16 protein-coding genes are annotated in these 21367 nt (G+C 41.5%); 13 read left to right on the top strand and 3 right to left on the bottom strand.

Going from position 1 to position 21367, the window contains the following annotated elements; all coding sequences use genetic code 11:
* Positions 1-21 precede the first annotated feature (21 nt).
* The 4 genes from ACFVS1_RS12990 to tdh all read left to right on the top strand — a co-directional run bounded on the left by ACFVS1_RS12990 (position 22) and on the right by tdh (position 4373).
* The gene (locus ACFVS1_RS12990; RefSeq protein ID WP_352921366.1) at positions 22-1779 is read left to right on the top strand and encodes a 2-oxoacid:acceptor oxidoreductase subunit alpha; all 1758 of its coding nucleotides are present in this window, start codon (positions 22-24) and stop codon (positions 1777-1779) included.
* Positions 1766-2632 (top strand): 2-oxoacid:ferredoxin oxidoreductase subunit beta, encoded by an 867-nt coding sequence (locus ACFVS1_RS12985; RefSeq protein WP_352921364.1) that lies wholly within the window; start codon positions 1766-1768, stop codon positions 2630-2632. The genes ACFVS1_RS12990 and ACFVS1_RS12985 overlap by 14 nt, the downstream gene beginning before the upstream one ends.
* A gap of 116 nt (positions 2633-2748) precedes the next feature.
* A complete protein-coding gene (locus ACFVS1_RS12980) occupies positions 2749-3102 on the top strand; it encodes a hypothetical protein (RefSeq protein WP_387547929.1) in 354 nt (117 codons plus the stop codon).
* A gap of 230 nt (positions 3103-3332) precedes the next feature.
* On the top strand, positions 3333-4373 hold the full coding sequence (tdh, locus tag ACFVS1_RS12975) for an L-threonine 3-dehydrogenase (RefSeq protein WP_387549347.1): 1041 nt from the start codon (positions 3333-3335) through the stop codon (positions 4371-4373).
* A 72-nt stretch (positions 4374-4445) separates the two neighbouring features.
* On the opposite strand, the gene ACFVS1_RS12970 is transcribed toward tdh, so the two are convergent.
* The gene (locus ACFVS1_RS12970; RefSeq protein ID WP_387547927.1) at positions 4446-4796 is read right to left on the bottom strand and encodes a hypothetical protein; all 351 of its coding nucleotides are present in this window, start codon (positions 4794-4796) and stop codon (positions 4446-4448) included.
* A gap of 318 nt (positions 4797-5114) precedes the next feature.
* Between ACFVS1_RS12970 and miaB the strand changes: the two genes are divergently transcribed.
* From miaB to mutL, 5 genes are all read left to right on the top strand, one after another.
* Complete coding sequence (gene miaB, locus ACFVS1_RS12965; RefSeq protein ID WP_352921358.1) at positions 5115-6659, top strand: tRNA (N6-isopentenyl adenosine(37)-C2)-methylthiotransferase MiaB; 1545 nt, start codon at positions 5115-5117, stop codon at positions 6657-6659.
* A gap of 1 nt (position 6660) precedes the next feature.
* A complete protein-coding gene (locus tag ACFVS1_RS12960) occupies positions 6661-7089 on the top strand; it encodes a YlbF/YmcA family competence regulator (RefSeq protein ID WP_101224709.1) in 429 nt (142 codons plus the stop codon).
* A gap of 212 nt (positions 7090-7301) precedes the next feature.
* Complete coding sequence (locus ACFVS1_RS12955; protein WP_034313495.1) at positions 7302-7841, top strand: outer spore coat protein CotE; 540 nt, start codon at positions 7302-7304, stop codon at positions 7839-7841.
* Positions 7842-8112: 271 nt separating this feature from the next.
* Complete coding sequence (mutS, locus tag ACFVS1_RS12950) at positions 8113-10737, top strand: DNA mismatch repair protein MutS (RefSeq protein ID WP_387547922.1); 2625 nt, start codon at positions 8113-8115, stop codon at positions 10735-10737.
* A gap of 22 nt (positions 10738-10759) precedes the next feature.
* The gene (mutL, locus tag ACFVS1_RS12945; protein WP_387547920.1) at positions 10760-12700 is read left to right on the top strand and encodes a DNA mismatch repair endonuclease MutL; all 1941 of its coding nucleotides are present in this window, start codon (positions 10760-10762) and stop codon (positions 12698-12700) included.
* Positions 12701-12846: 146 nt separating this feature from the next.
* Here mutL and ACFVS1_RS12940 read toward each other — a convergent pair whose 3' ends face one another.
* Positions 12847-13668: an SMI1/KNR4 family protein gene (locus ACFVS1_RS12940; protein ID WP_387547918.1), complete on the bottom strand. Its 822-nt coding sequence runs from the start codon at positions 13666-13668 to the stop codon at positions 12847-12849.
* A gap of 780 nt (positions 13669-14448) precedes the next feature.
* Here ACFVS1_RS12940 and ACFVS1_RS12935 point away from each other — a divergent pair.
* Complete coding sequence (locus ACFVS1_RS12935) at positions 14449-16596, top strand: peptidase G2 autoproteolytic cleavage domain-containing protein (protein ID WP_387547916.1); 2148 nt, start codon at positions 14449-14451, stop codon at positions 16594-16596.
* 464 nt (positions 16597-17060) lie between these two features.
* On the opposite strand, the gene ACFVS1_RS12930 is transcribed toward ACFVS1_RS12935, so the two are convergent.
* Positions 17061-17708, bottom strand: a complete 648-nt coding sequence (locus tag ACFVS1_RS12930; protein ID WP_387547913.1) for a cupin domain-containing protein — start codon at positions 17706-17708, stop codon at positions 17061-17063.
* Positions 17709-18053: 345 nt separating this feature from the next.
* Here ACFVS1_RS12930 and ACFVS1_RS12925 point away from each other — a divergent pair, with 345 nt between their 5' ends.
* From ACFVS1_RS12925 to ACFVS1_RS12915, 3 genes are all read left to right on the top strand, one after another.
* A complete protein-coding gene (locus tag ACFVS1_RS12925; protein ID WP_352921347.1) occupies positions 18054-19946 on the top strand; it encodes an OPT family oligopeptide transporter in 1893 nt (630 codons plus the stop codon).
* Positions 19936-20301, top strand: coding sequence for a PqqD family protein (locus ACFVS1_RS12920; RefSeq protein WP_387547910.1), 366 nt, complete (start codon positions 19936-19938; stop codon positions 20299-20301). Before ACFVS1_RS12925 ends, ACFVS1_RS12920 begins: the two co-directional genes overlap by 11 nt.
* 210 nt (positions 20302-20511) lie before the next feature.
* Entirely contained in the window at positions 20512-21321 is an 810-nt protein-coding gene (locus tag ACFVS1_RS12915) for an SDR family NAD(P)-dependent oxidoreductase (protein WP_387547909.1), read from the top strand.
* The last annotated feature ends 46 nt before the right edge of the window (positions 21322-21367 follow it).

Here is a 21367-nt window from a genome sequence, read left to right as displayed (position 1 = left end):
CGTCCTAAAGGAGTGTAAGACATGATCAATCAACTTTCATGGAAAGTTGGCGGACAACAAGGTGAAGGTATTGAAAGTACAGGAGAAATATTCTGTATTGCCCTCAATCGCTTAGGTTATTACTTGTATGGCTACCGTCATTTCTCATCCCGAATCAAGGGTGGACACACGAATAACAAAATTCGTGTTAGTACTACGGAAACTCGTGCTATCTCTGATGATTTAGACATCTTAGTTGCTTTTGACCAAGAAACGATTGACGTCAATTATAAAGAATTACATGAGGGTGGCATCATAATTGCAGATGCAAAATTCAAACCTGTCTGCCCAGAAGATACAAAGGCAGAATTATATATTGTTCCCTTTACGGAAATAGCAGCCGAATTAGGAACATCATTAATGAAAAATATGGTCGCCATCGGTGCGACATGTGCTGTTCTAGGAATGGAAATTTCCGTATTCAACGATGTGGTTGATGAAATATTCGGCCGTAAGGGTGAAGAAATCGTTAAGAAGAATATGGATGCCATTACTGCTGGCTATAAGGCAATGGAAGTGTTGCTTGGAGAAAAACTGGGCGCCATGGAGCTGGAAAAGGCAGACGGCCAAAAACGAATGTTCATGATTGGAAACGATGCTATCGCTTTAGGTGCAGTTGCAGGCGGTTGCCGCTTTATGGCAGCTTACCCGATTACTCCTGCCTCGGAAATTATGGAATACTTAATAAAAAAACTTCCTCAATTTGGCGGAACGGTCATCCAGACTGAAGATGAGATCGCGGCGGCTACAATGGCCATCGGTGCAAACTATGGCGGCGTACGTGCCATCACAGCTTCAGCTGGACCTGGACTATCCTTGAAAATGGAAGCGATTGGTTTAGCGGGCATTACCGAAACGCCAATTGTCATCGTCGATACTCAACGTGGCGGTCCATCTACGGGACTTCCTACAAAACAGGAGCAATCCGATTTAATGGCCATGATTTATGGTACACATGGTGAAATACCTAAAATCGTCATGGCTCCGAGTACAGTTGAGGAAGCATTTTATGATACGGCGGAAGCATTCAACCTTGCAGAGGAATATCAATGTCCAGTTATCGTTCTATCCGACTTACAGCTATCATTAGGTAAACAAACGGTTCAGCCGCTTGATTACGGCAAAGTGGAGATAAGACGCGGTAAATTGGTGGACTTTGAAATTGAAGAGGCTGAAGACAAATCTTATTTCAAGCGTTATGAAGTAACGGAAGACGGAGTCTCACCGCGTGTGGTGCCTGGAATGAAAAATGGAATTCACCATGTTACTGGTGTTGAACATGATGAAACGGGCAGACCTTCCGAGACGGCTTTGAATCGTAAATTGCAAATGGATAAACGGATGCGTAAGCTGAATAATTTAACTAACACATTCCAAACACCAGTATACAAAAACACACCGCATGAAGAAGCGGATTTATTAATTCTTGGCTTTAACTCAACACGCGGGACGATTGATGAAGCGATCGGCCGGTTAGAAACGGATGGAATGAAAGTGAATCATGCGCAAATCCGTTTGATTCATCCTTTCCCAGCTGATGAAGTCCTATCATTGGTGCAAAGAGCTAAGAAAGTAGTAGTTATTGAAAATAATGCGACTGGACAATTGGCTAATATTATCAAGATGAATGTCGGACATGTTAATAAAATTAAAAGCATCCTAAAATATGATGGCAATCCATTCCTCCCGCATGAAATTCACACACAATGCAAGGAGATGTTCGAATATGGCAACGTTTAAAGAGTTTCGGAATGATGTAAAACCTAACTGGTGTCCTGGCTGCGGAGATTTCTCCGTTCAGGCTGCCATGCAGCGTGCGGCAGCGAATGTGGGATTGGAGCCGGAGAATTTGGCTGTTGTTTCCGGAATCGGCTGTTCAGGGCGTATTTCCGGTTACATCAAGTCATATGGTTTCCACGGCATCCATGGCCGCTCACTGCCAATTGCCCAAGGCGTAAAAATGGCCAATCGTGAATTGACCGTTATAGCTTCAGGCGGAGATGGAGATGGTTTTGCAATCGGGATGGGACACACCATCCATGCGATCCGCCGTAATATCGACATTACCTATATTGTCATGGATAACCAAATATATGGATTGACAAAAGGCCAGACTTCTCCGAGGTCCGCTGCTGGATTTAAAACGAAATCCACTCCAGAAGGATCGATAGAACAGGCTGTTTCACCTATGGAATTAGCTTTATCAGCTGGCGCTACGTTTGTCGCCCAAAGCTTTTCCACAGACTTGAAAGACCTGACGGCGATCATTGAAGCAGGGATAAACCATAAAGGGTTCTCCTTTATCAATGTTTTCTCTCCTTGCGTAACATACAATAAAATCAATACGTATGACTGGTTTAAACAAAACTTGACTAAATTGAACACGATTGAAGACTATGATTCATCAAATAAAGAACAGGCCATGCAGACTTTGATGCAGCATGACAGCCTTGTGACAGGGATTATTTATCAAGACTCTTCGCGCCCTTCGTACCAGGAATTAGTGCCAGGGTATGCTGAAAAAGCGTTAAATAAATCAGATTTGACTCTTGATCAAGCGCACTTTGATAAGCTTGTCGCTGAATTTATGTAAAAGGTAAAAGGTTCACCCCTTAAGATGGGGTGAACCTTTTTTGTGGTTAATTATTAGGCTCTCCAGTAGATGTGCCACATGCTAGAAGACTTTCGACTGGCTTAGCTTAACAACCGTTGTTGCATCCGCCGAAGTTACGGTTAAAAACCGCAACGGCCACCGAAACCGCCACAGAAACCGCCACCGAAACCGAAGCAACAACGATTCCTTCTTCTACAACAACAACGTTCATGACGACCGCGGTCCCGATCGCGGTCTCGATCGCGGTCCCGATCACAGTCGCGATTGCGGTCCCGATCGCGGTCCCGATCGCGGTCCCGATCGCGGTCCCGATCCCGGTCGCGGTCGCGGTCGCGTTTATTACAGCCCCTCACCGCACGACAAAAATCGTCTGCGATTCTGTCGTTATTATTGCGGTTATCATGATGATCATGATGATCATGATGATCATGATTATTGCATCCACATGACATATAAGTCACTCCTTCATAATTTTTGTTTGTTTGTACAAGATATCTTATTCAAGAGCGTACGAGATGCTATAGAAACATGACCCATTTAACAAAAATGTACGAATGCCCTAAAAATTATCATTATTAATGTGAAAAGCGATTATGGTATTTTCGTGACGGATTTTTCATATATTTTACATATTAAGGAATATGAAGTGAGCAGCCCTATTTCAGGGGGAATGTACATGTTGAGAGGTAAAATGAAAGCCGTCGTCAAACACCACCGAGGTTATGGGGCACAGTTACAAGTTGTCGATATACCGGATATTCGTGATAACGAGGTCTTGATTCGGGTGAAAATGACCTCGATCTGCGGAACGGATATTCATATTTTCACCTGGGATGAATGGTCGCAGGGAAGAGTGAGTCCACCATATGTATTTGGGCACGAATTTGCTGGGGAAGTAATGGAGATAGGGGCAAGTGTAAGCAATGTTTCGCTTGGTGATTGCGTATCTGCCGAAACACATATCGTTTGCGGTACATGCAGGCAGTGCTTAACCGGTCAATTCCATATTTGTAAAAAAACAAACATTATCGGTGTTGATAAACAAGGATGCTTTGCAGAGTATATAGCTCTGCCAGCCAAAAATTTATGGAAAAACCCAAGTGATATGCCACTCGATATAGCTACCATCCAAGAACCGATGGGTAATGCAGTCCATTCCGTGCTAGCTGGCGAGGTGCTGGGTAAAACGGTGGCAATAATCGGTTGTGGCCCAATTGGACTTATGGCGATTGCTGTAGCAAAGGCCGCGGGTGCTGATAAAGTAATCGCTCTTGATATTAATGATTATCGACTGCAGCTTGCCAAAAAGATGGGTGCTACAGACCTCATTCATTCAATTAAACAGGATCCATTGAAAATCACGAAAAGCCTGACAAGTGCCGATGGGGTGGATGTCGTTTGCGAAATGAGCGGTAATCCGGCGGCTATCCAACAAGGGTTTAAGATGGCGACAAATGGTGGAAGAATATCCATTCTAAGTTTGCCTACTAAGCCCGTCACCCTTAATATAACGGAGGATATAGTATTCAAGGGCCTTACTGTCCAGGGAATAACGGGAAGGAAGATGTTTTCAACCTGGCAACAGGTTTCAAGCCTGCTTGAAAGCGGCAAGGTTGATGTAAAACCAATGATTACCCACCGTTTTTCACTAAGCGATTTTGAAAAGGGATTTGAACTGATGATCAAAGGTCAGTGTGGTAAGGTTCTCCTGATACCTTAAAGAGTGAGAAGGTTTACGAGTAAAACGCAAACTCACGAGTAAAGTGCCCAAATTCACGAGTAAAACGCAAACTCACGAGTAAAACGCAAACTCACGAGTAAAGTGCCCAAATTCACTAGTAAAACGCCCAAACTCACGAGTAAAACGCCCAAACTCACGAGTAAAGTGCCCAAACTCACGAGTAAAGTGCCCAAACTCACGAGTAAAGTGCCCAAACTCACGAGTATAGTGCCCAAACTCACGAGTAAAGTGCCCAAACTCACGAGTAAAGCGGTCAAACTCACGAGTAAAACGCCCAAATTCACGAGTAAAGTGCCCAAACTCACGAGTAAAGTGCCCAAATTCACGAGTAAAGCGGTCAAACTCACGAGTAAAACGCCCAAATTCACGAGTAAATCGCTCAAATTCAAGAGTAAATTGCATGGTATGCTTTAGAAATAGCTGTAAGGAATAATATCATCCTATTATTTTAATAAGAAGGGGCTAATTTCGTTTTAGCCTCTTCTTTCATGTTCTTATTTTCTGTATTTGTGAAAAATTTCTTACATTTAAAGAAGCCATGTCAGAATGATTGTTTCTTGCTGTTAAAAGCTTTATACTATAATAATGTGGATATATCACACTTAAAAGCAAGTATTTACTGGTGATTCCTAAAAAGGAATCCGTATAAAACCATTAGAAGATAGGTCTTGAAATAGTTGGTGAAAGAAATAAACTAACTATTTTGAAAGGAGATTAACTATGAACGAGAAACAACGATTAGAATCACAACAAGTACAGGCTGAGAATCCAGCGGACAAAAAATCCGAAAAGGACTTCAGTAAGTACTTTCAAGCCGTTTATATTCCGCCTTCCTTAAAAGATGCGAAAAAGCGAGGCAAAGAAGAAGTAGAATATCATGATGACTTTGCCATTCCTGAAGGTTTCCGTGGAATGGGAGAAGGTAAAAAGTTTTATATTCGTACTTATGGCTGTCAAATGAACGAACATGATACAGAAGTCATGGCGGGCATCTTTATGGCACTTGGTTATCAGCCGACAGACACGGTGGATGATGCTAACGTCATTTTACTTAACACTTGTGCAATTCGGGAAGGCGCAGAGAATAAAGTGTTCGGTGAATTGGGGCATTTAAAATCATTGAAATTGGAAAAGCCGGATCTATTGCTTGGGGTTTGCGGTTGTATGTCACAAGAGGAGTCAGTTGTAAAGCGGATATTAGAGAAGCACCATTTTGTAGATATGATTTTCGGAACGCATAATATCCACCGCCTCCCGCAAATTCTTAATGAAGCTTATCTTTCCAAGGAAATGGTCATTGAGGTTTGGTCTAAAGAAGGTGATGTAATCGAGAACCTTCCGAAAGTGCGTAAAGGAAAAACGAAGGCATGGGTCAATATCATGTATGGCTGCGATAAGTTTTGTACATACTGCATCGTACCGTACACAAGAGGGAAAGAAAGAAGCCGCAGGCCTGGAGATATCATACAGGAAGTCCGTCATTTAGCGGCACAGGGTTACAAGGAAATAACCCTGCTTGGACAGAATGTGAATGCTTATGGTAAAGATTTTACGGATATCGAATACCGTTTCGGTGATTTGATGGATGAAATCCGCAAAATCGATATTCCGCGTATTCGTTTTACGACAAGCCATCCCCGTGATTTCGATGATCACTTGATTGAAGTATTGGCGAAGGGCGGCAATCTCGTTGACCATATCCATCTCCCAGTTCAATCGGGAAGTACGGACACACTTAAAATCATGGCCCGTAAATATACACGTGAACAATATTTAGAGCTAGTAAAAAAAATCAAGGAAGCCATCCCAGGTGCATCGCTAACCACTGACATCATTGTAGGCTATCCGAATGAAACGGAAGAGCACTTTGAAGAAACGATGTCATTATACCGTGAAGTTGGTTTCGATGCGGCATATACTTACATCTATTCACCACGTGAGGGAACACCGGCTGCGAAAATGCAGGATAATGTACCAATGGAAGTGAAAAAGGAACGTCTGCAACGCTTGAACGCCCTTGTCAATGAAACGTGTGCATTGAAAATGAAGGAGTATGATGGGCAGATTGTTGAAGTGCTCGTTGAAGGCGAAAGCAAGAAGAATGCGGAAGTATTGGCAGGTTATACAACGAAAAATAAGCTCGTGAACTTCAAAGGACCAAAATCCGCCATTGGCCAAATCGTAAAAGTGAAAATCACCGGAACGAAAACATGGTCACTGAATGGAGATATGGTTGAAGAAGCAACGGCGATTGAGGTGGAGTAATATGACGAAATATACTAAAGATGACATTCTGAACAAAGCTGCCGAGCTTGCTGAAATGATCGCAAGCACGGAAGAAGTCGATTTCTTTAAACGGGCAGAAGCTCACATCAATGAAAATCAAAAAATCCGTGAAATGATCGCCAGCATCAAGAGCTTACAAAAACAGGCTGTAAACTTCCAGCATTATGGCAAAGAGAAAGCATACAGTCAAGTACAGGCCAAAATTGATGCACTGGAAAAACAATTGGATGAACTTCCGATCGTGCAAGAATTCAAACAATCCCAAGTGGATGTAAATGACCTTTTACAAATGGTTTCCTCACAGGTATCGAATAAGGTGACGGACTTGATTATTGAATCGACTGAAGGTGACGTCCTTCGCGGTGAGACAGGTTCAAAGGTACAAGCAGGCGGCGGAAGCTGTTCATGAATATCAAAAAGCCCTTCTGATTTCAGAAGGGCTTTTTTTAGATGCAGAAATCCTTATACAGTGCCCATTCGTGACACATATCCCAAAACATGCGCATAAAATAACCTAGGTTTAAAACATTACAGCAGTTTTCAAACAATTAAAATTCTACGCACACTAGACTTTTACCACGCATAGGATGAATGGAAACTGTATGAGGAGGGTTCGCTAGCATGTCACAATATAGAGAGATAATTACTAAAGCGGTGGTGGCAAAAGGACGCAAATTCACAAAGTCCTCTCACACCATTTGCCCGGCTCATCATCCTTCTAGCATTCTAGGTTGTTGGATCATCAACCATAAATACGATGCAAAGAAAGTCGGCAAAAAGGTAGAAATTCACGGCAGCTACGAAATCAACGTCTGGTATTCCTATAACCAAAATTCGAAGACGGAAGTTGTAACTGAAAAAGTGCAATATACCGACGTTATTTCGCTGAAATACCGTGATCCCGATTGTCTTGATGACCATGAAATCGTTGCAAAAGCTGTCCAACAGCCGAATTGTTTAGAAGCTTGCATCTCCCCATGTGGACAAAAAATCATTGTCCATGTGGAAAGGGAATTCTTTGTGGAAGTCGTCGGCGAAACGAAAATTTGTGTCGCTGTAAGTCCAGATGGCCGCTGTGAGGATGACTGGGGCTCTGATTTCGATGATGAGGATTTCGAAGATTTAGATCCGGATTTCCTTGATGAATTCGAAGACGAATAGAATATAGAAATTAATACCGGATGACATTCCCTTCATCCGGTTTTATTTAATTTGAAGCGGGACAAGTCCTTTGCAGATCTGGCTATGAGAAAAATATAGGAATGCAATGTTACTATAACCGTGCGAATGGCTTTGCAGATACAGCTAGCTACAAATTAAAGGATAATTGATTTACCATGCAATTTCGAATACAGGCAATGTTGCTTTCCCGTATGTTATAATGAAGGACATAAATGTGTAATAGATTATAGTTTGGAAAGGTTTTGAAGGAATGGCTGGATATACTCCGATGATACAGCAATATTTAAAAATTAAGGCAGAGTATCAGGATGCCTTTTTATTTTTTCGTTTAGGCGATTTTTATGAAATGTTTTTTGACGATGCACTGAATGCATCTCAAGAGCTCGAAATCACATTAACAAGTCGAGAAGGCGGTAGTGAAGAGCGAATTCCCATGTGCGGCATTCCGTATCACTCGGCTGCTAATTATATTGATATATTGATAGAAAAAGGTTTTAAAGTAGCTATTTGTGAACAAACCGAAGATCCGAAGCAAGCCAAAGGCGTGGTACGCAGGGAAGTTGTCCAGCTGATTACTCCGGGAACGAAAATGGATAGTAAGGGTCTTCGTGAAAAGGAAAATAATTATATTGCTACGATCACTTATTTTACGGATGGTCAGTTTGGCTTTGGATACAATGATTTATCGACAGGGGAAAATAAGGTCACTTTAATTGAGAGTTTCGAGGAAGTTCTGAATGAATTTGCCATCCTTGGTGCAAGTGAAGTGGTCATTGCTGAGGATTTCAATGAAGAATGGAAAAAAAAGCTGCAAGAACGGGGCGCTGCCGCTCTATCCCTAGAGAATAATTTGGATCAAAGCGAGTCATTCGCTACATTGCTTCATTTGTTAAAAGACCAGAAGCTGGCGACAACGACCTCACGTTTATTGAATTATCTTTACCGGACCCAAAAACGCAGCTTGGATCATTTACAGCCAGTGCTTGCATATGAAACATCACAATATATGAAAATTGATTATTATAGCAAACGTAATTTGGAATTAACTGAAACCATTCGTTCCAAAGGTAAAAAAGGCTCATTATTATGGCTGCTTGATGAAACGAAAACAGCCATGGGCGGAAGAATGTTGAAACAATGGATTGATAGACCGCTCATTAATAAAAAACAAATCGAGCGGAGACAAAGCCTTGTTGAAACCCTGAAAAATCAATACTTCGAACGGCAGGACTTACGTGAACGCCTGAAGGAAGTGTACGACTTGGAGCGGCTTGCCGGAAGGGTGGCCTTCGGGAATGTAAACGCTCGGGACTTGATCCAACTGAAGCGTTCATTGCAACAGGTGCCGATCATTCGGGAAATCGTGAAGTCAATGGCTTCAAATCAGGATATTTCAATTCTGGCCGATAAATTGGATCCTTGCGAAGAAGTGACGGATTTGCTTGAAACTGCGCTTGTAGAAAACCCGCCATTGTCCGTGAAGGAAGGAAATATCATTCAGGACGGTTTCCATAAGGAGCTGGATACATACAGAGATGCCAGCAGAAACGGGAAAACTTGGATTGCACAGCTTGAACGGGAAGAGCGGGAACGCACAGGGATCAAATCATTGAAAATCGGATATAATCGTGTTTTTGGCTATTATATTGAAGTCACACGAGCCAATTTGCATCTGCTTGAAGAAGGCCGTTATGAACGGAAGCAAACTTTAACGAATGCCGAACGTTATATCACACCTGAGTTGAAAGAAAAGGAAGCTTTGATTTTACAAGCAGAAGAAAAAAGCATCAGTTTGGAATATGACCTATTCCTCAATCTTCGTGAAGAGGTCAAAAGCTATATCCCACGCTTACAGGATTTAGCGAAAGGTGTAAGTGAACTGGATGTCTTGCAGTGCTTTGCGACAATTAGCGAAGAACGCCATTATGTGAAGCCTGTCTTTTCTGATGATCGAAGGATCGTACTGAAGGAAGGCCGGCATCCAGTTGTCGAGAAAGTCCTTCAATCACAGGAGTATGTCCCGAATGACTGCTTCATGGATGGAGACCGGGAGTTACTCTTGATCACAGGGCCCAATATGTCGGGTAAAAGTACGTATATGCGTCAGATAGCGCTAACATCGATTCTAGCGCAAATCGGATGCTTCGTATCCGCAAGTATAGCTGAATTGCCTATTTTTGATAAGGTATTTACTAGGATTGGCGCGGCAGATGATTTGATTTCCGGCCAAAGTACATTCATGGTCGAGATGCTTGAAGCTAGAAATGCCATCATGAATGCGACAGAAAACAGTTTGATATTATTTGATGAAATCGGGCGGGGAACATCAACATATGACGGGATGGCGCTTGCCCAGGCCATCATTGAATATATTCATGAGGAAATTGGGGCAAAGACTCTCTTTTCGACTCATTATCACGAATTGACAGTGCTGTCAGAGGAACTGCCAAAATTGAAAAATATCCATGTCAGTGCCATTGAGCAAAATGGAAATGTCGTTTTCCTTCATAAAATTAAAGAAGGTCCAGCAGATAAAAGCTATGGAATTCATGTGGCAAAGCTAGCTGATTTACCGGAGCAGTTAATAGATCGGGCGGCCGCTATTTTAGCCCAGCTGGAAAATGAAAATGGACAGGCAAAGGGGATGGCTGAACAGCCTGCTGCTGTAAAAGCACCTATTGCCGAAGTCGCCCCGGTAACATCCGTCAATGAGGCACAGCTTTCCTTCTTTGGGGAAGAGGCTCCTAAAGGAAAAATGGATTCCTCGCCTAAGGAAAAAAAGGTGCTCGATGACATAAAATCATTGGATATCCTTGAAATGACGCCGCTTGAGGCGATGAATACCCTTTATAAGTTACAAAAGAAACTTAAATGAGAATTAAAGCGAGGCGATAAAAATGGGAAAAATCATACAGCTCGACGAGGCTTTATCTAATAAAATCGCAGCTGGCGAAGTTGTTGAACGCCCAGCCTCAGTCGTTAAGGAACTTGTGGAAAACGCAATAGATGCAAACAGCACCATTATAGAGATTGAATTGGTGGAGGCGGGACTCGGTTCCATTAGGATCGTGGATAATGGCGATGGGATTTTGGCTGATGACATAGAAGCGGCATTTAAACGTCACGCCACAAGTAAAATAAAAGATGAAAATGATCTCTTCCGAATCCGAACACTCGGCTTCCGCGGAGAAGCAATGCCCAGTATTGCTTCAGTTTCCCGTTTTGAAATGAAAAGCAGCACTGGCGAAGGTGTAGGAACGCGCATACTTCTTGAAGGCGGCATGGTTAAGGAACTTGAGGCTTCATCCAGCCGTAAAGGAACGGATATTCTTGTTTCCGACTTGTTTTACAATACCCCTGCAAGGTTGAAATATATGAAAACCATTCATACCGAGCTAGGAAATATTACGGATGTCGCTAACAGGCTCGCACTTTCACATCCCGATGTTTCTATACGGTTAACACACAATGAGAAGCGTATCCTCCATACGAATGGTAACGGTGATGTCAGGCAGGTGCTGGCCGCAATCTATGGTACGAATATTGCCAAAAAGATGATTCCGGTTCAGGTAAGCTCACTGGATTTCAAATTATCCGGATATATCGTCATGCCCGAAATCACCCGGGCTTCAAGGAATTATATTTCAACCATGATAAACGGGCGCTTCATTAAAAACTATGCGCTCGTGAAAGCAATATTGGATGGGTACCATACACTTCTACCAATAGGGCGTTTTCCAATCGCTTTGCTGAATATTGAAATGGACCCGATTCTTGTCGATGTCAATGTACATCCGTCCAAAATGGAGGTAAGACTCAGCAAGGAACAGGAATTGTTCAGTCTTGTATCGGAAACGATCAAATCTTCGTTTAAAAAGATGTCTCTAATTCCAAGTGGATATACACCTGCAGCAAAGCCGGAACAAGTGAAAAGTGAGCAAACCACTCTGGAATTGGACCATGTTGTTGAAAGCGGCAAGCGGGTCCTCGAAGAAGCCAAGAAAGAAGCTTCCCTCTTGAAGGATACCTTGATCCGGGAAAAGCAGGAACAAAAGAATTACGTGGATCATAATGAAGATTTCAATCTTGAACCAATAAAGGAAATAATCTATAGCACTGAACAGCAGCAAATGGAAGATGCCTATGTACCGGTCTTACAAGATGATGAAAGCAAACCATATTTCGAGTCAGCTGAAAAGTATACCACCTACACGGTCGAACAAGAGGAAGAAATCGAGGCGAATGAACATGCTAACCGCATTCCTCCCATGTACCCGATTGGGCAAATGCATGGAACATATATTTTCGCCCAAAACGAAAAAGGTTTATATATCATTGACCAGCATGCTGCCCAGGAACGGATCAAATACGAATATTTTAAAGAGAAGGTCGGGCGTGTTGAAAACGAGCTACAGGACATGCTGGTTCCCATCACCCTAGAATTTTCAACAGACCAATGTATCCGGATAAATGAATATCGGCATGAGTTGGAAAAAGTCGGCGTCTATTTAGAGGAGTTTGGCTACAACGCCTATATTGTCCGATCGCATCCTCAATGGTTCCCTAAGGGAATTGAACAGGAAATCCTTGAGGAAATGATTGAACAATTGCTCTCGATGAAAAAGGTCGACATCAAAAAATTGCGCGAAGAAGCAGCTATCATGATGAGCTGTAAAGCCTCCATAAAGGCAAACCGCCATCTGCGCAATGATGAAATCCAAGCGCTGTTGGATGAATTAAGACGGACAACCGATCCCTTCACATGCCCGCATGGAAGACCTATCATCATCTCTTATTCCATTTATGAAATGGAGAAAATGTTCAAGAGAATCATGTAAATAAAAGAAAGGGAGAACCCATATGTAATAGGGTTCTCCCTTTCTTTTTTAGTTAAATGACCACATTTATTGGTCCATGCTCTTTTTTCCTAGAGCTTTTTGAAAAGTTTTCAGCATAAGAGACCTGTATATTCGAAGTAACTGAGTTAGTTCCTGTTTATAAAGTCAAGTAATAACTTGTGTGAATACTTTATATCACTATTGATTTCCCTTTCTTCTACAGAGCCTAAAATATGCAACGCTTTTTTTATTATGTTTTCATCAGTTACAAACTCATCGCTGATTAATTCAACTAAATTTTGAGATGCGCTTTCTTGAATATATATATCTGAGTTAGTTTCAAGGAACATAATCAGTGTAGATGCGAGTTCTGTTAAATCTTTATAACTACATGCCCATATGCTTATACCATCTAAAATGTCCTCAGTATCTATACTTTTACACAATTCTTTTGCACGTTCAACGGATAACTCATATCCACCAATGTAATCGGACAAATCTTCTGTTGGCGGTTCATATAAATTTTCAATCATTTCTTTAAAAGTCTTAAAGATAACAGAAGTTCTATTCTCTTCAATGTCTATAAAAGTTATTTCTGGTTCATCTTTATTTTTTCTATAATCTAATACAATCCACGTGTGTCCATCTCCAGAGATTGTTACAAATTCTTTTTCTTTAATTCCCCATTCATTAAGAAGGTATTTTGATTTGTAAATTCCTTCATTCTCTTTAATTCCAAACAGAAAGTCTACAGCAATATGATTATCAGCATAGGAATTTTTAAAACTCACTGGTAATGCGTTGTATTTTAAATATCCTCCATTTTGAATTTTTAATAGTTCAATATATTCTTTTGGGAGTTTAATGTTTAAATTTGTTTCAGCATCAAGGATATCTCCTTCTGTTAATTCATTTAGGTTATATTCATCAAAATCCATATCTTCGAATTCTTCAAAAATAGACTCCAAGTATCACACTCTCCATATTACTTAGTTTCATTCTTCTCAAATAAATCATACAACAGTAAAATCTCAACTATTTATAGGCTTTTTCAATTGTAAGGTGATTTCTTATATTTATCCAAAAAAATGTTTTAATTTATTTGCATTTATAAAATTTCAATAATTCCTTTTTAGATAGAACCTGTGATGCACTATTAAGCCACAGATGATTAAATTTTATAGAACTAGATTGAGCATTTTGATAGTTGGAGGTTCTTTTAAAGATAGGAGTAGTTCTGAGCCAACCGCAAACTGAATAATCTGTTGCTGTATTAGGGGGAGTAATTTGAGAATTTCTTATATTATAAGAAGAAACTCGGTAGAATATATTTAGATTATATAACGGATAATTGTATCCAAGCATGTTATGGATTTTTAAATACCCATAAACCACATTGGGTGGACACCAAATGTAAGGATGTGGCGAAGTAAAAAACGGATCATGTAATTAAAAGCAATAGATAAACATTAAAGTAATAGGGTTCTCCTTGCTTTTTTCGTTAAATGATTACAATTATGGGTCATAATCTTTAACAAAGCGTTTGAAAAGCTTTCTGCTGAAGAGTCCTGTATTCAAGATATAATCTCCGTGATAGACCACTAATTATTACAACAACGCAATTATCAAGTCAAAATCCTATATGGGCTATTTAGTAAATGAAGCTTGTCTATACCATTTTTTGAAATATGCATAACATAATATAGATTTTTTAATATGAAAAAATTTTATAAGAATGGAGAACGATAATGGCAAATGGATGTAACCAAAATCCGATAGGGACTTGTTCGGAAGCGGAAGGAATCAATACAACTGCTAATGGGACAGCCTCTCATGCTGAAGGAATGAATACAATTGTTAACGGGACTGCTTCTCATGCGGAAGGAAGTACCACAACTTCAGGTGGTAATGCAGCACACACAGAAGGGTATGATACCGAAACAACAGCTGATACGGCACACGCAGAGGGAACTACTACGACAGCAAGCGGGGTAGCTTCCCACGCGGAGGGATATCTGACTACCGCTAGTGCAAATACTTCCCATGCGGAAGGAAGTGAAACAATTGCGACGGGAATCTCCTCCCATGCGGAAGGGTTTCGGACAACGGCCACAGCTAATACGGCACACGCAGAGGGAACTACTACGACAGCAAGCGGAGTTGCCTCACATGCGGAAGGTTTTGCAACAAATGCAAGTGAAGATAATTCGCATGCAGAAGGTAACAATACAACAGCAGCCGGAGCTAATTCACATACAGAAGGTTTGAATACGCAAACAACAATCAGCGGTGTTAACGCACATGCGGAAGGAGAAGGAAATACAGCAAGCGGCAGGGCCTCCCATGCGGAAGGAGGCGGAGTAGATCAAATGGGTAATCCAGTTCCCACCTTAGCAAGCGGGGATGGTGCTCACGCAGAAGGCATAGGGACAACAGCTAGTGGACCTGCTGCACACGCAGAAGGCTTCCAAACCTCTGCCAGTAATCCTGCTGCCCATGCTGAAGGAATTAGTACAATTTCCAGTGGAATTGGTTCTCATGCAGAAAGCGTCAATACAACTGCGAGTGGATTTGCTTCCCACGCGGAAGGGTTAAGTACAACCGCCAGTGGAAATGCTTCCCATGCCGAAGGGGAGGGTTCAGTAGCCAGTGGAAATCGTTCTCACACGGAAGGGCAAAGTACATCTGCCAGTGGAGAAGCTTCTCATTCCGAGGGGGTTGCTACAAACGCCAGTGGATCAGCTTCCCATGCCGAAGGGAGAGAAACAAGGGCATTTGGGGAAAATTCGCATGCAGAAGGCTTCCTGACCACTACGGGAAATGCAAATGATTCGACACTGGGGTTGAATGCCCATGCCGAAGGGGAAGGTACAACGGCTAGTGGAAGGGCCTCACACGCTGAGGGTGGAGCAATTGATCAAGTAGGCAATCCAACTCCAACGTTGGCCAGTGGGAATAGTGCTCACGCGGAAGGAGTTGGTACAACAGCAAGTGGATTTGCGTCTCATGCGGAAGGGGGAACTCCAGACATAACCATTTTACCAGGACCGGTAGCAAGCGGAAACTTTTCCCACGCAGAAGGCGTTGCAACATTCTCCAGCGGCCTTACTTCACATGCAGAGGGAGTAGGAACAATCGCCAGTGGTGATACCTCCCATGCTGAAGGTAACTTTACCTCAACAAATGGTTTTGAAGGAGCCCATATTATGGGAAGAAACGGAGCTGTTAACGATTTAGATGGTGACCCAACTTTTTCGTGGAATGTAGCTTTCGGAGCAGAGCCGTATGACACTACAGGACTAGTTGGAAAACTTCTGAATAACGGTAATATGTTCATTGATGGGGCATATGGCACTCCGGCGGGTGATTACGCAGAGATGTTTGAAACTGCTGATGGAAACCCAATTGATGTTGGCTACTTTGTTGTAGCATCAAATGAAGACAAAATTCAGAAAGCCACTTCAACCGCCCCTTTTATTTTGGGCATTACTAGTGCAACACCTGGTGTATTGGGGAATAGTGGAGGTTTGCGCTGGCAAGGGAAATATCAAATCGATGAATGGGGAAGAAAAAAATACCATGATGTCACTCTTCCACCCCAAAAAGATAAAAAAGGGAATGTGATTATTCCAGAAAGTACAGTAAAGCAACCCATCCTTAATCCGGATTGGAACCCTAACCAAGAATACGTTTCTCGTGTAAACCGACAAGAATGGGTGGCTGTAGGGCTAATTGGTCAAATACGGGTTCGAGATGATGGAACATGTGAAACTCATGGATATTGCTGGCCAAATGATGATGGAGTCGCAACAAAAGCGGAGAAAGGATATTTTGTATTAAAGCGTACCGGACCGAATCAAGTATTGGTCTTGGTCACTCCACTTCAAAAAAACTAAATAGTTAATACCATTGCAAATCGGTCAGTTGATGAAGTTTAAAGGACTTATGAAAATATAAAAAACCAAATTCCAGAAAGATACAAAGTATTAGGATTGAACACTTTGATATGGGGAGATTCCTTTAAAAGTCCTGGCCAACCGCAGAAGTGAATGATCTGTTGTTATTGAGGGGGATCAATTTGAGAATCTTTTATATTATAAAAAGAAACTCGGTAGAATATATGTAGATTGTATAACGGATAATTGTATCCAAGCATGTTATGGATTTTTTTACACCCATAAACAACATCGGGTTGCCGCCATAATGTAAGATGTGGCGAAGAAAATGAATTCGACTTTTTAAACGGGTCATGTAATGAAAAGCAAGGGAGAACCTTTATGTAATGAAGTTCTCCCTTAGACGTCATCCAAGAAGGTGTATAGGCCTTGAACAGGGTTAATCATGTTAACGACAACTATCTTCAATAATAATATGGGGGATTGGGCTGGTATTGATAGTTGTATGCCGGGGCAGTATACACTTGGTTATCATAGTGATTAATATATTGAGGATATTGCTGCCTCTCTTCATCTGCTCGATGGCAGTTGACTGGCGGACCGATGAATGTTGATGGCTGAACCGGTGCAATTGCTTTTTTCCATTGGTTTTCATCCATGCAATAAGTATGGGCCATAATATTTGCTGGCGTCAATTTCAATAGATCGGAACCGAGGATCACCTCAGGTGTTGGTGCATTAAAAATGGCGAGCAAATGAGTATTATCCGTATTAGCTACTTCATAATGCCACCAACCTTGTGGGACGTTGGCTACTTGACCGGGATTAATGGGATAATTTTGTATTTGCTTTGTAAAAGGATTCAGTAATGAAACGGTTGCCGCTCCAGAAATGCAATACACGAGCTCTGCTGCATTTTGGTGATAATGCGGTTCTACGACATTGTCTGTACTAAGGTAAATATCTAATAATGAAACATTTTCGAGGGTGTTCAATTGTTTGATACCTAATATATTTATATAGTTTTGGTTGTCTTTTTTCATTAAATTGCTTTTATTAATATCGAAAAAGTATTGTGTGGATGGTGAAGTATAGTCCATATAGGAGACCATGAATTATCATTCCTTTTTTTAAGACTTGATTTTTCAGGGTATGTTAGATCTCATTTTAATGTGCAATAACCCAGTGGGCTATTTGCCTATGGAGCTAATAAGGAGGAGTATTGATGATACTGTCATTGAATGAATGATAGGCAGTAGCTTCGTGTAACGAATAAGCCAAAAACCGATGGTTATTAGAAAAATATTATTTTTATATATTTTAAAACCTAATCGACTAAACTGAATTTTTGATATAATCAAACTTTTGATATGCGTAATTTTCCCATTGCATGACTTTAAATTACAGTGATATAATGTTCTCTGTGATTTTAAAGTTTAACATAGGAAGTGGCTAAATTGTCGAACAATTCAAAAGAGAGTAAATTCGTCCCGTACGTCTCTGCATCTAAATCTCTGCCGGAATTGACTGCAACTGCAATCATTCTAGGGATCATTCTTGCAATCGTATTCGGGGCGGCAAATGCATACTTAGGCCTACTTATTGGTTTAACTGTCTCTGCTTCAATACCCGCAGCGGTAATTTCAATGGCTATATTAAGAGGGGTTTTTCGCAGGGATTCAATATTAGAAAACAATATTGTGCAAACGATGACCACGGCAGGTGAGGCTATTGGTGCCGGTGCTGTATTTACCATTCCGGCATTATTCATGTGGGACATGGACGTGAGTCAAGCATTCATCATTTTCGTTGTATTAACTGGGGGATTTTTAGGGGTCTTCATGATGGTTCCCCTTCGCCAGCTTTTGATTGTAAGGGAACATGAAACATTGCCTTATCCTGAAGGTACGGCATGTGCAGAGGTCCTGAAGTCAGGAGAAAAGGGTGGTACAAGCGCCAAGCTAATCGGAGCCGGTTTGGTTATCGGCGGTGTGGTTAAAGGGCTTGGTGATGGGTTTAAGCTTTTCAAGACTGAGGTTGAAACAGGAATCACGAATTTTAAAAATGCAGTGGTTGGTCTTGATGCCTTTCCTTCCCTTTTGGGTGTAGGTTATATTATCGGACCGCGTGTTGCAGGACAAATGCTAGGTGGGGGTTTATTAGCCTGGGTTGTTTTAATACCGGCCATCAGCTTTTTTGGCGGAAGCAATGGAACGGCCATTTTCCCTTCTGATGTACCGATCGGTGAATTGGATGCATGGGGAATTTGGGATAATTATATACGCTATATTGGTGCTGGTGCCGTTGCAACTGGCGGATTGATCACATTGATCAAAACATTGCCAATACTTTTCAGTTCAGTTATTGATACTTTTAAAGGCGTAAAAGCCAATAAAGGACAACTAAAATCGGGATCTATCCGTACTGAACAAGACATACCGGCTAAATACGTTTGGCTGGGAACGATCATCGTTATATTAATCATTGCTTTCACACCTATAACAGATGTAGGAATCATTGGTGCGATTGCAATCGCGATTTTTGGATTTTTATTCGTGACAGTGGCTTCAAGGGTTGTTGGAATCGTCGGTAGTTCTTCTTCTCCAGTCTCAGGAATGACGATAGCCACACTATTGATTGTAGCGATTGTCTATAAAGCAACTGGTTTTACTGGTACGACGGGAATGGTAGCCGCTTTAACGGTTGCCGCGATCATTTGTACAGCACTTGCGGTTTCAGGTGATGTTTCCCAAGATCTAAAAACAGGATATATCGTCGGCGGAACACCATGGAAGCAACAAGTTGCCATGATGATCGGTGTTGTTGCGTCAGCTTCAGTCATTGGTTTTATCCTGATTCTAATGGATAACGCATATACGATGGGTTCTGCAGAACTGCCTGCACCTAAAGCGGCTCTAATGAAAATACTTGCTGAAGGTGTCCTTGGGGGAGATTTACCTTGGACTCTCATCTTTATCGGTGCGGCTATTTCAATCACATTAGAATTTTTCGGTCTAAATTCACTTGTTGTTGCTGTCGGCATTTACTTGCCGGTTCATACTAGTGCCCCAATCATGATCGGTGGATTTATTCGTTTCTTCGTTGAGTTCTTCTCGAAAACAAAAGAAGCGCTTAAAGCACGGGTTGATAGAGGTGTATTATTTGCATCTGGTTTAATAGCGGGTGAATCATTGATTGGTGTACTTATTGCCATATTGATCGCAGCAGGTGTCCAAGTTCCGGCTGCGGCTAAATTAGCCAGCAATTTGCTACCTTTCCTATTATTCCTTGCTCTAGCTGGATTGCTATGGTTCGTATCCAGCAAAGGGAAAAAAGAAGATGCTTCGTAAACGCCAATCAAAAAAGAGGAACCTGTTAACCATGGTTCCCCTTTTGGGAAAACGCGTCACTATGGTACAAGAATCTTCGGAAGCAACCTTTTTAGTCATTCAAAGGACCAATTTTGTGGAACGAATTACCATTCGTTTCTTTAAACAACCATCAGTCCGTAAAATCAAGCTTGATAAGTTTGGGGCATATGCCATTAAACAGATGGAGTTCCAAAGAAATGTCAATCAGATTTCTGAAGCGATGAGTGAACATTTTGGTGAGGAAGCGGAACCAGCCTTACCTCGCTTGATGAAATTTCTGGAAATCCTTGAGGCTCATGAATGGATCATATGGGATGATGAAGAAGAAAAATGAAGAAAGCTGAAGCACATTTGATGCTTCAGCTTTTTTCTGTTTTAAATTTGGTAAATTAAACTTTTTCATAGGTTTACAGATTCTAATAATCTGCATGTTTACGGAAATGAACTGCAAGTATAATTATTTGTAACGACTTTATATATGGTGTATTCTTGTACTATTGGTCATGAAAAAATATTCATATTTTTGAAGAGCAGGTGGATTATTATGGGAAGAGTGCAAGGTAAAGTAGCATTAGTGACAGGTGGAGTTTCAGGTATAGGGTTATCCATATCGACACTAATGGCTAAAGAAGGCGCAAAAGTCGTAATTGCTGATTTTAACGAAGCAGGAGCGAAAGAAGCAGCAGAAAACATTAAAAAACAAGGTGGGGAAGCGGCTGGAGTATTCTTGGATGCTGGGCAAGCAGATTCCATCCAGGCAGCAGTCGACTTTACCATTGAACAATATGGAACGGTTACGGTACTTGTTAATAATGTGGGTTTAACGAACCTGCATAAAGATCTGGATGTCGTGAATTTAGATTTGGAGGAATGGGACCGACTTATGGATGTGAATTTAAAAAGTGTGCTATTGGGAAGCAGGTTTGCGATTCCTCACATGATTAAAGCGGGAGGAGGTTCGATCATCAATACGGCCTCCATGGCTGGATTTACAGGTGACTCGGTACGTTCTGCATATGGTGCGTCCAAAGCGGGGGTAGTGAATTTGACCCGTTATATCGCTGCACAGTATGGTAAAAATCATATTCGTTGTAATGGAGTGGCACCGGGCCTTATTTTAACTCCAGCAGCAAAAAATAATATGCCTCCGGCCGTACTCGATATTTTTGCCAAATTTAATGCATTGCCATATCATGGTGAAGCGGATGATATCGGTTATACCGTTCTATTCCTTGCATCTGATGAGTCCAAGTTCATTACAGGTCAGACGATCCAAGTGGAAGGCGGTCATTATATGGCCAACCCAAGCATCTCTGATTTTAATGATTATGTAACTAAAGCAAAATCCAATTAATTGTCTGGACATTCCTATAACAAAACCTTACCCTGGATTAGATCAA

This window comes from Peribacillus sp. NPDC058075, from assembly GCF_042885195.1.
GTDB lineage: Bacteria > Bacillota > Bacilli > Bacillales > DSM-1321 > Peribacillus.
The sequence above is the reverse complement of the archived record's forward strand: the minus strand, read 5'-3'. Positions and strand labels throughout refer to the sequence as shown.

What these genes read in the sequence shown, in the direction of transcription:
- ACFVS1_RS12990 (WP_352921366.1), top strand. Translation starts at nt 22, where the DNA reads ATGATCAATCAACTTTCATGGAAAGTTGGCGGACAACAAGGTGAAGGT.
- ACFVS1_RS12985 (WP_352921364.1), top strand. Translation starts at nt 1,766, where the DNA reads ATGGCAACGTTTAAAGAGTTTCGGAATGATGTAAAACCTAACTGGTGT.
- ACFVS1_RS12970 (WP_387547927.1), bottom strand. Translation starts at nt 4,796, where the DNA reads ATGCAATTTACTCTTGAATTTGAGCGATTTACTCGTGAATTTGGGCGT.
- miaB (WP_352921358.1), top strand. Translation starts at nt 5,115, where the DNA reads ATGAACGAGAAACAACGATTAGAATCACAACAAGTACAGGCTGAGAAT.
- ACFVS1_RS12960 (WP_101224709.1), top strand. Translation starts at nt 6,661, where the DNA reads ATGACGAAATATACTAAAGATGACATTCTGAACAAAGCTGCCGAGCTT.
- ACFVS1_RS12955 (WP_034313495.1), top strand. Translation starts at nt 7,302, where the DNA reads ATGTCACAATATAGAGAGATAATTACTAAAGCGGTGGTGGCAAAAGGA.
- mutS (WP_387547922.1), top strand. Translation starts at nt 8,113, where the DNA reads ATGGCTGGATATACTCCGATGATACAGCAATATTTAAAAATTAAGGCA.
- mutL (WP_387547920.1), top strand. Translation starts at nt 10,760, where the DNA reads ATGGGAAAAATCATACAGCTCGACGAGGCTTTATCTAATAAAATCGCA.
- ACFVS1_RS12935 (WP_387547916.1), top strand. Translation starts at nt 14,449, where the DNA reads ATGGCAAATGGATGTAACCAAAATCCGATAGGGACTTGTTCGGAAGCG.
- ACFVS1_RS12930 (WP_387547913.1), bottom strand. Translation starts at nt 17,708, where the DNA reads ATGGTCTCCTATATGGACTATACTTCACCATCCACACAATACTTTTTC.
- ACFVS1_RS12920 (WP_387547910.1), top strand. Translation starts at nt 19,936, where the DNA reads ATGCTTCGTAAACGCCAATCAAAAAAGAGGAACCTGTTAACCATGGTT.
- ACFVS1_RS12915 (WP_387547909.1), top strand. Translation starts at nt 20,512, where the DNA reads ATGGGAAGAGTGCAAGGTAAAGTAGCATTAGTGACAGGTGGAGTTTCA.